The 12,776-nt window shown below is 67.4% G+C and carries 11 protein-coding genes; 7 read left to right on the top strand and 4 right to left on the bottom strand.

Annotated features, from left to right (window positions below; genetic code table 11):
• Window positions 1–126: 126 nt before the first annotated feature.
• Both C6376_RS09420 and C6376_RS09415 read left to right on the top strand, forming a co-directional pair.
• Window positions 127–2,808 (top strand): transglycosylase domain-containing protein, encoded by a 2,682-nt coding sequence (locus C6376_RS09420; protein ID WP_173985613.1) that lies wholly within the window; start codon window positions 127–129, stop codon window positions 2,806–2,808.
• Between the two features lie 142 nt (window positions 2,809–2,950).
• A complete protein-coding gene (locus C6376_RS09415) occupies window positions 2,951–4,450 on the top strand; it encodes a glycosyltransferase family 87 protein (RefSeq protein ID WP_173985612.1) in 1,500 nt (499 codons plus the stop codon).
• Window positions 4,451–4,530: 80 nt separating this feature from the next.
• Here the strand turns inward: C6376_RS09415 and C6376_RS09410 are convergent, their stop codons facing one another.
• From C6376_RS09410 to C6376_RS09400, 3 genes are all read right to left on the bottom strand, one after another.
• Window positions 4,531–5,562, bottom strand: a complete 1,032-nt coding sequence (locus tag C6376_RS09410; RefSeq protein ID WP_107443005.1) for an alanine racemase — start codon at window positions 5,560–5,562, stop codon at window positions 4,531–4,533.
• Window positions 5,563–5,651: 89 nt separating this feature from the next.
• Window positions 5,652–6,773, bottom strand: coding sequence for a peptidoglycan bridge formation glycyltransferase FemX (gene femX / locus C6376_RS09405; RefSeq protein WP_107443004.1), 1,122 nt, complete (start codon window positions 6,771–6,773; stop codon window positions 5,652–5,654).
• Between the two features lie 216 nt (window positions 6,774–6,989).
• The gene (locus C6376_RS09400; protein WP_107443003.1) at window positions 6,990–7,301 is read right to left on the bottom strand and encodes a hypothetical protein; all 312 of its coding nucleotides are present in this window, start codon (window positions 7,299–7,301) and stop codon (window positions 6,990–6,992) included.
• A 287-nt stretch (window positions 7,302–7,588) separates the two neighbouring features.
• Here C6376_RS09400 and rpsF point away from each other — a divergent pair, with 287 nt between their 5' ends.
• The 4 genes from rpsF (at window position 7,589) to rplI (ending at window position 9,349) form a co-directional block, all read left to right on the top strand.
• Window positions 7,589–7,879, top strand: a complete 291-nt coding sequence (gene rpsF / locus C6376_RS09395; protein ID WP_006604399.1) for a 30S ribosomal protein S6 — start codon at window positions 7,589–7,591, stop codon at window positions 7,877–7,879.
• 76 nt (window positions 7,880–7,955) lie between these two features.
• Entirely contained in the window at window positions 7,956–8,564 is a 609-nt protein-coding gene (locus tag C6376_RS09390) for a single-stranded DNA-binding protein (protein ID WP_107443002.1), read from the top strand.
• Window positions 8,565–8,647: 83 nt separating this feature from the next.
• Window positions 8,648–8,884 (top strand): 30S ribosomal protein S18, encoded by a 237-nt coding sequence (gene rpsR, locus C6376_RS09385; protein ID WP_020130672.1) that lies wholly within the window; start codon window positions 8,648–8,650, stop codon window positions 8,882–8,884.
• 18 nt (window positions 8,885–8,902) lie between these two features.
• A complete protein-coding gene (gene rplI / locus C6376_RS09380; RefSeq protein WP_107443001.1) occupies window positions 8,903–9,349 on the top strand; it encodes a 50S ribosomal protein L9 in 447 nt (148 codons plus the stop codon).
• 138 nt (window positions 9,350–9,487) lie between these two features.
• On the opposite strand, the gene C6376_RS09375 is transcribed toward rplI, so the two are convergent.
• Window positions 9,488–10,825: an MATE family efflux transporter gene (locus C6376_RS09375; RefSeq protein ID WP_107443000.1), complete on the bottom strand. Its 1,338-nt coding sequence runs from the start codon at window positions 10,823–10,825 to the stop codon at window positions 9,488–9,490.
• A gap of 457 nt (window positions 10,826–11,282) precedes the next feature.
• Between C6376_RS09375 and dnaB the strand changes: the two genes are divergently transcribed.
• Window positions 11,283–12,761, top strand: coding sequence for a replicative DNA helicase (gene dnaB / locus C6376_RS09370; protein WP_057576581.1), 1,479 nt, complete (start codon window positions 11,283–11,285; stop codon window positions 12,759–12,761).
• Window positions 12,762–12,776: the final 15 nt, after the last annotated feature.

The following is a 12,776-nucleotide window of genomic DNA, read 5'->3' as shown; positions in this document are numbered from 1 at the left end:
GCGTCGAGGTCCTCGGTGCAGTACGGGTGAATGCGCGACCGACCGCGTCCGTACTTTGGGGGGACAGGAAACCAGCCGCCTTTTCCAGGCGCGCACGGATGCGCCTGCCCGAGGAGTAATCGTTCGATGAGCGAGCACCGTCGCAAACCGCCGCAGCCGCAGGGAGGCGGACGTGCCGCGGCCCGACGCGGCCAGTCCGGTCCGTCCTCCGGCCGCCGCGCGGCACCGCGAGGCGCCACCGGATCTCCTTCCGACTACGGGTTGGGGCCAGGGGCCGGGGGCGAGGAGCAGCCGCTCGGCAGCCGCGCCGACGCCCGACGCACGTCCCAGAGGAACGCGAGCGGACGGCGTAGAGCAGCCGAGCCCGCGGGAGGCCGCCGTGGCGGCTCCACCGGGCCGGGCCGCGGCCGAGGGCGTGCCACGCCCGACCGGAAACGTCTGATCGACTACCCGCGTGCCGGAAAGGACGGCTGGCAGCGCTGGATGCCGTCCTGGAAGCTCGTCGCCGGCCTGTTCGTCGGTTTCGTCGGCAGCCTGGTGGCCGTGGCGGGCATCGGATACGCGATGGTGGGCATCCCGGACATCGCCAAGACGGCGACGGCCCAGAACAACGTCTACTACTGGAAAGACGGCACCCAGATGGTTGCCACCGGTGGTGAGACGAACCGGCAGAACATCGACCTCTCGCAGATCCCGGAGGATATGCGCTGGGCGGTGATCTCGCAGGAGAACAAGACCTTCTACGACGACAGCGGCATCGACCCCAAGGGCATCGCCCGCGCCGTGTTCAACATGGCCCGGGGCGGACAGACGCAGGGCGGATCGACGATCACCCAGCAGTACGTCAAGAACGCGATGCTCAACGACCAGTCGCAGACGATCTCCCGGAAGTTCAAGGAGATCTTCGTGTCCATCAAGGTGGGCGCCGAGGTCGACAAGAACCAGATCATGGCCGGCTACCTGAACTCGGCGTACTACGGCCGCAACGCCTACGGCATCCAGGCCGCCGCTCGCGCCTACTTCGACAAGGACGCGATCAAGCTCGAACCGGGTGAGTGTGCCTTCCTGGCCGCCATGCTGAAGGGCGCCACGTACTACGACCCGGCCGGCGCGACCTCGGTCGACCCGGTCGGCGCCACATCCGCCGCCAACAGCAAGCGGGCTCTGCGCCAGATGCAGGACACGCTCGACAAGATGGTCGAGTACGGCCATCTGGACGCCTCTGTACGGGCCAAGTACAGGACCCTTCCCCGGTGGGAGAACCCCCGGTCGAACACCGACCTCAAGGGCCAGGTCGGCTACCTCGTCGACCTCGCCAACGGTTACCTGGTCACCAACAGCAAGAAGACCGGAATCACCGCGGACTCGCTGCAACAGGGCGGCTACTCGATCTACACGACCTTCGACAGGGACAAGGTCACGAAGCTCGAGGAGTCGGTGAAGAAGGTCCAGAAGGACAACATCAAACCGAAGCAACGGCCGGACACGGACACCCACGTGCAGTTCGGCGGGGCGTCCGTGGAACCGTCCACCGGCGCCATCCGGGCCATCTACGGCGGTGAGGACGCAACCAAGCACTTCACCGACAACGCCGACCAGACCGGCGCGCAGGTCGGTTCGACGTTCAAGCCGTTCGTGCTGGCGGCCGCGATGACCTGGGGTGTGCGCGACAAGGATCTGGGGTCGTCGCAGGCGCAGGACGAGCGCACCATCGTCTCGCCGAAGAGCTTGTTCAGCGGGCAGAACAAGCTCAAGATCAGAAACTACGACGGTACGGTCTGGAAGAACGAGAAGGGCGAGGAGTGGCTGCAGACGAACGACGGCAACGTCTCGCTCGGCACCCCGCCCAAGTTCAAGATCGACCTGCGTGAGGCGATGCGGGAGTCGGTGAACTCCGCCTTCGTGCAGCTGGGCATGGACGTCGGGCTGGACAAGGTGAAGGACTCCGCGACGAAGGCGGGTCTGAAGCCGTCCAGCCTGACCAACAGTGGCTTCCCGTCGTTCTCGATCGGCATCTCCGACCCGAGCGCGATCCGGATGGCGGGCGCGTACGCCACCTTCGCCGCCAGCGGCAAGCAGCGCGACCCGTACTCCGTGGAGAAGGTCACGAGCGAGAAGGGTCAGATCTTCACGCACGAGGACGAGACCGAGGATGCGTTCACGGACAAGGTCGCCGACAACGTCACGGACGTGCTGAAGACCGTGGTCGAGAAGGGCACCGGTACCAACGCCCAGCTTCCCGGCCGTGAGGTCGCGGGTAAGACCGGTACCACCGACGGCAACAAGTCGGCCTGGTTCGTGGGCTACACCCCGCAGCTGTCGACCGCGGTGAGCATGTTCCGCTACGACGACGACGAGTCGAACAAGAACCGGACGTTCCTGGAGATGTTCGGAACGGGTGGTCAGAAGAAGATCCACGGCGCCTCGTTCCCGGCGCAGATCTGGCACGACTACATGGCCGAAGCGTTGAAGGGCACCCCGGCGAAGGACTTCCCGGAGCCCGAGCCCATCGGTGAGGTCATCAACGCGGAGCCGTCGCCGTCGCCGTCGCCGTCGGCTTCCGAAACCGAGGAAGAGAAGCCGTCTCCGTCCCCGTCGCCCAGTCAGCCACAGGTCGAACCCTCGCCCTCCGCGTCGGAGACCTGCAACCGCTTCTTCGGCTGTGACGACGAGAGCAACGGCGGGACGAACAACGGGAACGGCAATGGCGGCAACGGCGGTAGTGGCGGCACCAGCCCATCGCCGAGTCCGTCGCCGACCGAGGGTGATCCCAGAGGTACGGGGTTCTTCGGGGGCCCAGCCGGTTAGCCGTAGACCGGCCGGCGCGTCGTCCGGCTTGGGTGTTTCACGTGAAACATGCGCATGTTTCACGTGAAACGAGGGCCGCTCCACCGCACCAGGTGGGGCGGCCCTCGGTTTTTACCCGGGTCTGTACGGCAGGATGTCGCCCATGCCCAGTGCAGAATCGATGCCGGCCCGCGTGAATGAGCCGGATCCGGTAAAGCCGACCAGTGACGACCCGGTGGCCGCGGCCGGCAGCGAGCTGATCGGCGGCCCTCTAGGCCGCCGAGCCTTGCTCGGGACGTCCTGGTGGACCCCCGTACGGATCATCGCGCTCGTGGCGATCGGGATGTTCGCCCTAGGGCTGATCCAGAAGGCGCCCTGCTACAACGGCGGCTGGTTCTTCGGTGCCAGCTCCCAGTACACGCACGCCTGTTACTCGGACATCCCGCACCTCTACCAGGGGCGCGGCTTCGCCGACGGACTCGTGCCGTACTTCGACAAGCTCCCGGGCGACATGGACTACCTCGAGTACCCGGTACTGACCGGCGTGTTCATGGAGGTGGCCAACTGGCTCACGCCGGGCAGCGGCAGCATCCAGCACCAGGAGCAGTGGTACTGGATGGTCAACGCCGGGATGCTGATGGCGTGCGCCGCCGTCATCGCCGTCTGTGTGACCCGGACGCACGCCCGGCGGCCGTGGGACGGCCTGCTGGTCGCCCTGGCACCCGCCTTCGCGCTGACCGCGACCATCAACTGGGACCTGCTGGCGGTCGCCCTGACGGCCCTGGCCATGCTCATGTGGTCCCGAGGCCGGGCGCCGGCGTTCGGTCTTCTGCTGGGGCTTGCCACAGCCGCAAAGCTCTACCCGGTCTTCCTGCTCGGTCCGCTGTTCGTGCTGTGCTGGCGTGCCGGGAAGTGGCGGGACTTCGGCAAGGCGCTGGGAGGTGCGGTCGTGGCCTGGCTCGTGGTGAACCTGCCGGTCATGCTCTTCGCCTTCGAAGGATGGTCCAAGTTCTACCGGTTCAGCCAGGAGCGGGGCGTCGACTTCGGCTCCTTCTGGCTGATCCTGGCCCAGAACTCCAGCGACCCGCTCACCACCGACAGCGTCAACACGCTCGCCACGCTCCTGGTCGTCCTGTGCGCCGTGGGCATCGCGGCGCTCACGCTGACCGCGCCGCGCCGGCCCCGCTTCGCTCAGCTGGCCTTCCTGATCGTCGCGGCCTTCATCCTGACCAACAAGGTCTACTCGCCGCAGTACGTGCTGTGGCTGGTGCCGCTGGCGGTGCTCGCCCGGCCGAAGTGGCGGGACTTCCTGATCTGGCAGGCGTGCGAGGTCGTCTACTTCCTGGGCATCTGGATGTACCTCGCGTACACGACCAGCGGCGACGCCCACAAGGGCTTGCCGACCGACGGCTACCACTGGGCCATCGCCGTCCACCTGCTGGGGACGCTCTACCTGTGCGGCGTTGTCGTGCGCGACATCCTGATGCCGGAACGGGACGTGGTGCGTCTGGGCGGCGACGACGATCCCTCGGGCGGGGTGCTCGACGGAGCGGAGGACGTCTTCGTCCTGGGTTCGGCCGCCCATCCGCCCCGGCACGCCTCACACTTCGACGGCCCTCAGGTGGACTGGGGCAAACAGGATGTCATCGACAGTTCGCCGTGAGCGAACACAGCGTCGCGCGGATGTGGCAGAGGCCGTACACGGAGGTTCCGCGTACGGCCTCTGTGCCGTCAGTAAGCCGCTCAGCGGTCCACGAGCCGGTCGAACTGGGTGGTGGTGTGCCGCAGATGGGCCACCAGCTCGTCGCCGACGTGCGGCTCCGGCGCGTCCGAGGGCACGAACAGGATGGACACCTGCATGTGCGGCGGCTCGGCGAACCAGCGCTGCTTGCCGCCCCAGACGAACGGCGAGAGGTTCCGGTTCACGGTGGCGAGACCGGCGCGTGCGACGCCCTTGGCGCGGGGCATGACGCCGTGCAGGGCCTTGGGGGCCTCCAGGCCCACCCCGTGCGACGTACCGCCCGCCACGACCACCAGGAAGCCGTCCGAGGCGGCCTTCTGCTGCCGGTAGCCGAAGCGGTCCCCCTTGGCGACCTTGGTGACGTCCAGGACGGCACCGCGGTACTCGGTGGCGTCGTGGTCTCCGAGCCACAGCCGCGTGCCGATCCGGGCGCGGAAACGGGTCTGCGGGAACTGCTGCTGCAGTCGGGCGAGTTCGTCCGCCTTGAGGTGGCTGACGAACATCGTGTGCAGCGGCAGACGGGCCGCCCGCAGCCGGTCCATCCAGCCGATGACCTCCTCGACGGCGTCGGAGCCGTCGGTCCGGTCCAGCGGCAGGTGGATGGCGAAGCCCTCCAGGCGGACGTTCTCGATGGCCGCGTGCAACTGCGCCAGGTCCTGCTCGCTGATGCCGTGCCGCTTCATCGACGACATCACCTCGATGACCACACGGGCACCCACGAGCCCGTACACGCCGTCGACCGACGACACCGAGCGCACGACCCGGTCGGGCAGCGGCACGGGCTCCTCGCCGCGCCGGTAGGGCGTCAGCACCAGGAGGTCGCCGCCGAAGAAGTCCTTGATGCGCGCGGCCTCGTACGTCGTGCCGACGGCGAGGACGTCCGCACCCAGCCGGGTGGCCTCCTCGGCCAGCCGGTCGTGCCCGAAGCCGTAGCCGTTGCCCTTGCAGACCGGTACGAGCCCCGGGAACTGCTCCTGCACGTGCTTGTGATGCGCCCGCCAGCGCGCGGTGTCGACGTAGAGCGTGAGCGCCATGGCCGGACCTGGGACCTTTCTCGTGGCTGCGGTTGTGGGGGAGGTGCGTCAGAGTGTCAGAGTCATGCAAGCACTGAACGTGACTGACGTCAGCGGCGCGACATGTAGATGTCGAGGGCCTTGTGGAGCAGCTTGTTCAGCGGGAAGTCCCACTCGCCGAGGTACTCGGCGGCCTGGCCGCCCGTGCCGACCTTGAACTGGATCAGGCCGAAGAGGTGGTCGGTCTCGTCCAGCGAGTCGGAGATGCCGCGCAGGTCGTAGACGGTGGCGCCGAGCGCGTACGCGTCGCGCAGCATGCGCCACTGCATGGCGTTCGACGGACGGAACTCACGGCCGATGTTGTCGGAGGCGCCGTAGGAGTACCAGACGTGTCCACCGACGATCAGCATGGTGGCCGCCGAGAGGTTCACGCCGTTGTGGCGGGCGAAATACAGCCGCATCCGGTTGGGGTCCTCGGAGTTGAGGGCCGTCCACATGCGCTGGAAGTACGACAGCGGGCGCGGCCGGAAGTGGTCGCGCAGAGCCGTGATCTCGTACAGCCGCTGCCATTCCTCGAGGTCGTGGTAGCCGCCCTGGACGACCTCGACGCCGGCCTTCTCGGCCTTCTTGATGTTGCGGCGCCACAGCTGGTTGAAGTTCTTGTGGACCTCTTCAAGGGAACGGTTCGCCAGTGGCACCTGGTAGACGTAGCGCGGCTGGACGTCGCCGAAACCGGCGCCGCCGTCCTCGCCCTGCTGCCAGCCCATGCGGCGCAGTTTGTCGGCCACCTCGAAGGCGCGCGGCTCGATGAAATCGGCCTCGATGTCGCGCAGCCGCTTCACGTCCGGGCTCTGGATGCCGGCCTTGATGGAGGTGGCCTCCCAGCGGCGGATGATCACCGGCGGACCCATCTTCACCGAGAACGCGCCCTGTTGCTTGAGGTGCGCCAGCATCGGTTCCAGCCACTCGGTGAGATTCGGCGCATACCAGTTGATGACCGGGCCCTCAGGCAGGTAGGCGAGGTAGCGCTTGATCTTGGGCAGCTGGCGGTAGAGGACGAGACCCGCGCCGACGAGTTCCCCGCTCCGCTCGTCGAACCAGCCGAGGCTCTCCGAACGCCACTCGGCCTTGACGTCGGCCCAGGCCGGAACCTGCATGTGGCTCGCCGACGGCAGGCTCTGGATGTACGCCAGATGCTGCTCGCGGCTGATCGTCCTCAGGGTCAGGCTCATTCGGGGCGCTCCTCGGGCTGGTGTGTCCCCATGGGTTCAGGGGCTCCGGCTCTCGCGCCGAAGCCTACTGCGCCTTTCGAGCGGCCTGACTGGGCGTGGGGAACCTGCGCCCCGGCCCGTGCGCGGCCGGGGCGTTCCGTCTGGGTTCGTGCGTGTTCCGGGTGTCCTAAGGGACGTGGGAGACCCGGGGCGCCGCGACCGGCGGCGCCGGCCGGGTCACCAGAGTCCGCCGAAGAGGCCGCCGTGCGCCATGCCGATGAAGAAGCCGAAGCCCGAGGCACCGAGACCCAGGATCAGGCCGAAGCGTTCACGGGTGGTCTCGGAGACCCACTGCCCGTACGCGCCCGTCAGGATCCCGACCAGGCCGGTCCAGGAGCTGAGCAGATGCAGGCTGTGGAAGAACGACGTGATGAAGGCCGTCAGTCCGAGCACCAGCGTCACCGCGAGCAGTGCGTCCTGGAGTGGATGGGGTCTGTCGTCGGTGGCGAAGAGAGATCCGGCGGTATTGGGTCGCAATGCCTGTGCCATACGGCACCTCCTGCGGAAGGCGGCGCATCGTAGCGCCATACACACCCGACGTGTACAGATTGACGGTCACCCACGCCGGATTTCAACCGGAAGCGCGTGTGCAGGTACTCTGTACCCTCTGCACCGGTGTCTGCCCAGGCCATGCCAGGGAGTCCGCCCAGCTCAGATCGAGGATGTCGCCAGCCGACCCCCGATTGTCAGTGGCGGCCGATACCGTTGCGTACGCATCACAACCCTCCTGCCACGGATCGACCGTGGCCGCTGAGTCCAAAGGAGGTGGGTTCCACATGCGTCACTACGAGGTGATGGTCATCCTCGACCCCGATCTCGAGGAGCGCGCTGTCTCCCCGCTGATCGAGAACTTCCTCTCCGTCGTCCGTGAGGGCAACGGAAAGGTCGAGAAGGTCGACACCTGGGGCCGTCGTCGTCTCTCGTACGAGATCAAGAAGAAGCCCGAGGGCATCTACTCGGTCATCGACCTGCAGGCCGAGCCTGCGGTCGTCAAGGAGCTCGACCGCCAGATGAACCTGAACGAGTCGGTCCTCCGGACCAAGGTCCTCCGCCCCGAGACCCACTGAGCTCACGCTCAGCTGATCTCGGGATTCCGAGTAGCAGCACCAGCAGCCAGCAGCAAACCCGCCGAGAGGTTCCCCCATGGCAGGCGAGACCGTCATCACGGTCGTCGGCAATCTTGTCGACGACCCCGAGCTGCGCTTCACCCCCTCCGGTGCGGCGGTCGCGAAGTTCCGTGTCGCGTCCACTCCCCGCACTTTCGACCGCCAGACGAACGAGTGGAAGGACGGCGAGAGCCTGTTCCTGACCTGCTCGGTCTGGCGTCAGGCGGCGGAGAACGTCGCGGAGTCGCTCCAGCGAGGCATGCGCGTCATCGTGCAGGGCCGGCTGAAGCAGCGGTCCTACGAGGACCGTGAGGGCGTCAAGCGCACGGTCTACGAGCTGGACGTCGAGGAAGTCGGCGCCAGCCTGCGCAGTGCCACGGCCAAGGTCACCAAGGCCTCCGGCCGCAGTGGCCAGGGCGGCCAGGGTGGTTACGGCGGCGGTGGCGGTGGCGGCCAGGGTGGCGGCGGCTGGGGTGGCAACTCCGGCGGCGGCCAGCAGGGCGGCGGCGCTCCGGCCGACGACCCCTGGGCGACCGGTGCTCCCGCCGGTGGCAACCAGGGCGGCAGCGGTGGCGGTGGCGGCGGCTGGGGTGGCAACTCCGGCGGCGCCAGCGGCAGCGGCTATTCGGACGAACCCCCCTTCTAGGCCTTCGGGCCCGGGTTTGTCCGGGCCCGATCGGGTCGAAGGCGGGTCGTATCCCAACTTCTTGATCACACAGGAGAAACACCATGGCGAAGCCGCCTGTGCGCAAGCCTAAGAAAAAGGTCTGCGCTTTTTGCAAGGACAAGGTCACGTACGTGGACTACAAGGACACGAACATGCTGCGGAAGTTCATTTCCGACCGCGGCAAGATCCGTGCCCGCCGCGTGACCGGCAACTGCACGCAGCACCAGCGTGACGTCGCCACGGCCGTCAAGAACAGCCGTGAGATGGCGCTGCTGCCCTACACCGCCCAGGCGCGATAAGGGAAGGGTGACCGACAAATGAAGATCATCCTCACTCACGAGGTCTCCGGCCTCGGCGCCGCGGGCGACGTCGTCGACGTCAAGGACGGCTACGCTCGCAACTACCTGATCCCGCGGAACTTTGCGATCCGTTGGACCAAGGGTGGCGAGAAGGACGTCGAGCAGATCCGTCGCGCTCGCAAGATCCACGAGATCCAGACCATCGAGCAGGCCAACGCTGTGAAGGCCCAGCTCGAGGGAGTCAGGGTTCGTCTGGCCGTCCGCTCCGGCGACGCCGGTCGTCTCTTCGGTTCCGTCACCCCGGCCGACGTCGCCTCGGCGATCAAGGCTTCCGGTGGCCCCGAGGTCGACAAGCGCCGCATCGAGCTCGGCTCGCCGATCAAGACTCTGGGCGCTCACGAGACGTCCGTGCGTCTGCACCCCGAGGTTGCCGCCAAGGTCAACATCGAGGTCGTCGCGGCCTGATCGCTGCGCTTGCCCGGTTCGTAGAGCTGGGAATCGGCTTGAGAGCTGAGGAGGGGCCGTACCCATGGTGCGGCCCCTTCCGCATACCTGTTTCACGTGAAACGTGGTCCGGGCGACCCTCTGTTTCACGTGAAACGGTCAGCGGGCGGCACCGGTGATGACCCAGCGCCCCGAGCGGGCCCGCAGCCAGAGGGTGACCATCCGCACGGCCATCATCAACGTCATCGCTCCCCATAGCGCGGTCAGACCACCGCCGAGGACCGGCACCAGCAGTGCCACGGGAGTGAAGACGGCCAGCGTGGCCACCATCGCCCAAGCCAGATAAGGGCCGTCTCCCGCACCCATCAACACACCGTCCAGTACGAAGACGATGCCGCAGAGGGGCTGGGAGAGCGCCACCACGAGCAGAGCGGGCAACGCGGCGTCCTTCACCGCCTGATCGCTGGTGAACAGCGGCAGGAACAGCGGCCGGGCGGCGACGACCAGCAGGCCGAGTGCCACACCCACGGCGATGCCCCACTCGACCATACGGCGGCAAACGTCCCGTGCGCCTTGGGGGTCATCGGCCCCCAGATACCGCCCGATAATGGCTTGGCCGGCGATGGCGATGGCGTCGAGGGCGAAAGCGAGCAGGCTCCACAGGCCCAGAGCGATCTGATGGGCCGCGATGTCGTCGTCCCCGAGGCGAGCGGCCACGGCGGTGGCAATCATCAGAATGGCTCGCAGGGACAGCGTGCGGACCAGAAGGGGGGCTCCGGCCTGAGCCGACGCCCTGATGCCGGCGGCGTCGGGCCGCAGTGACGCACCATGACGGCGGGCTCCCCGGACCACCACCGCGAGGTAGGCCGCGGCCATGGCCCACTGGGCGATGACGGTGCCCCAGGCAGATCCTGCGATGCCGAGATTCGCACCGTAGACGAGAGCGGCGTTAAGTGCGCCGTTGGCCACGAATCCGCCGACGGCGACGTAGAGAGGTGTCCTCGTGTCTTGAAGCCCGCGCAGAACCCCCGTCGCCGCCAGGACGACGAGCATGGCCGGGATGCCGAGGGCCGAGATACGCAGATAGGTCGTGGCGTACGGTGCGGCCGTGTCCGATGCGCCGAAGAGGTCCACGAGGGACGGGGCCCCGGGAAGGACGGCGGTGATCACCGCGGCGCCCAGCAGCAATGCCAGCCAGATGCCGTCCATGCCCTGCCGGATGGCGGCCGGAAGGTCGCCGGAGCCGACGCGGCGGGCAACGGCGGCGGTGGTGGCGTAGGCGAGGAAGACGAAGACGCTGACGGCGGTCGTGAGAAGGGCGGAGGCGATGCCGAGTCCGGCCAGTTGGGCGGTGCCGAGATGGCCGACGATCGCGCTGTCGGCCATGACGAAGAGCGGCTCGGCAACGAGTGCGCCGAACGCCGGCACGGCCAGTGCGAGGATCTCACGATCGTGTCGACGCCGTGGGGCCCTGGCGGGCGCGGGAGCCTGTGTCATGAGCACTAATCTAATCGTCCACAGGTAAGAGACACAATTGTGTTACGACCCTTACTCGATGATGTGTCCCGCTCCTTCTCGCCCGCCGTTCGAAGGGATCTTGGTCCGACCGGGAAACTTTTTCTTCTACACAGCCGGTGGACGGGGAAAGTGCAGGTCAGCGGCATTGGTCAAGAAAAATAGAGGGCTTGTTCACAGGCCTGTCCACCGGCTCGTGCACAGGTTTGACGGAGTTCTCCACAGCATCCGGGCCGTCGTCCACATGCCCTGTGGATAACCAGATTGGCTGACGGTGCCCGCGGGCCTACCGTGGTCCGGCGCCCGCTCCGTCCGTCGGCCGGTAAAAGCTCACAAAACCGACGCGCAACAACCGGAGTTGGGCCTCTCAATTGTCAGTGTCGTGCCGTAGAACAGATGCACGGCGAGGTCCGCTCGGCGGACGGGAGGAGGTGGCTCGGTGAGCATTTCCGAGCCCTTGGACGACCCGTGGGCCGACAGCGGTCCCAGTGATCGTCTGCCCGCCTCCCGCCGACGAGGGGACGGTGGCCGTGGCCGCGAGGAGCAGCACGAGCGGGGCCGGGACAGCGGCGATTGGGAGGGCGGCGGGACGCCTTTCGAGCGGGTGCCGCCGCAGGATCTCGACGCCGAGCAGTCCGTCCTCGGCGGCATGCTCCTGTCGAAGGACGCCATCGCGGACGTTGTGGAGGTCCTCAAGGGCCACGACTTCTACAAGCCGGCCCACGAGACGATCTACCAGGCGATCCTCGACGTCTACGCCAAGGGTGAGCCGGCCGACCCGATCACCATCGCGGCAGAGCTCACCAAGCGCGGTGAGATCAACAAGGTCGGCGGGGCCTCCTATCTGCACACCCTCGTCCAGACGGTACCGACGGCCGCCAACGCCGAGTACTACGCGGAGATCGTCCACGAGCGGGCGGTACTGCGCCGCCTGGTCGAGGCCGGCACCCGTATCACCCAGATGGGATACGCGGCCGACGACGACGTCGACGAGATCGTCAACCGGGCCCAGGCCGAGATCTACGCCGTCACCGAGCAGCGCACCAGCGAGGACTACCTGCCGCTCGGCGACATCATGGAGGGCGCTCTCGACGAGATCGAGGCGATCGGCTCGCGCAGCGGTGAGATGACAGGCGTGCCCACCGGATTCACGGACCTCGACTCGCTCACCAACGGCCTGCACCCGGGCCAGATGATCGTCATCGCGGCCCGTCCCGCCATGGGAAAGTCCACGCTCGCGCTGGACTTCGCGCGCGCGGCGTCGATCAAGCACAACCTGCCGAGCGTCATCTTCTCCCTCGAAATGGGCCGCAACGAGATCGCGATGCGTCTGCTGTCCGCCGAGGCCCGCGTCGCCCTGCACCACATGCGCTCCGGCACCATGACCGACGACGACTGGACCCGGCTGGCCCGCCGTATGCCCGAGGTCTCCTCCGCACCGCTCTACATCGACGACTCCCCGAACCTGTCGATGATGGAGATCCGCGCCAAGTGCCGCCGGCTGAAGCAGCGCAGCGACATCAAGCTAGTGATCATCGACTATCTGCAGCTGATGCAGGCCGGTGGCTCCAAACGCTCCGAGAGCCGTCAGCAGGAGGTCTCGGACATGTCCCGTAACCTCAAGCTGCTGGCCAAGGAGTTGGAGGTGCCGGTGATCGCGCTCTCGCAGCTCAACCGTGGCCCCGAGCAGCGTACGGACAAGAAGCCGATGGTGTCCGACCTGCGTGAGTCCGGCTCCATCGAGCAGGACGCCGACATGGTGATCCTGCTGCACCGCGAGGACGCGTACGAGAAGGAGTCGCCGCGCGCGGGTGAGGCCGACATCATCGTGGGCAAGCACCGAAACGGCCCTACGGCCACGATCACGGTCGCCTTCCAGGGCCACTACTCGCGGTTCGTGGACATGGCCCAGACCTGAGCCCGCGCCCGCCCT

It is taken from the genome of Streptomyces sp. P3 (assembly GCF_003032475.1).
In the GTDB taxonomy this organism is placed as follows: Bacteria; Actinomycetota; Actinomycetes; order Streptomycetales; family Streptomycetaceae; genus Streptomyces.
This window is presented reverse-complemented; position numbering and strand designations above follow the sequence as displayed.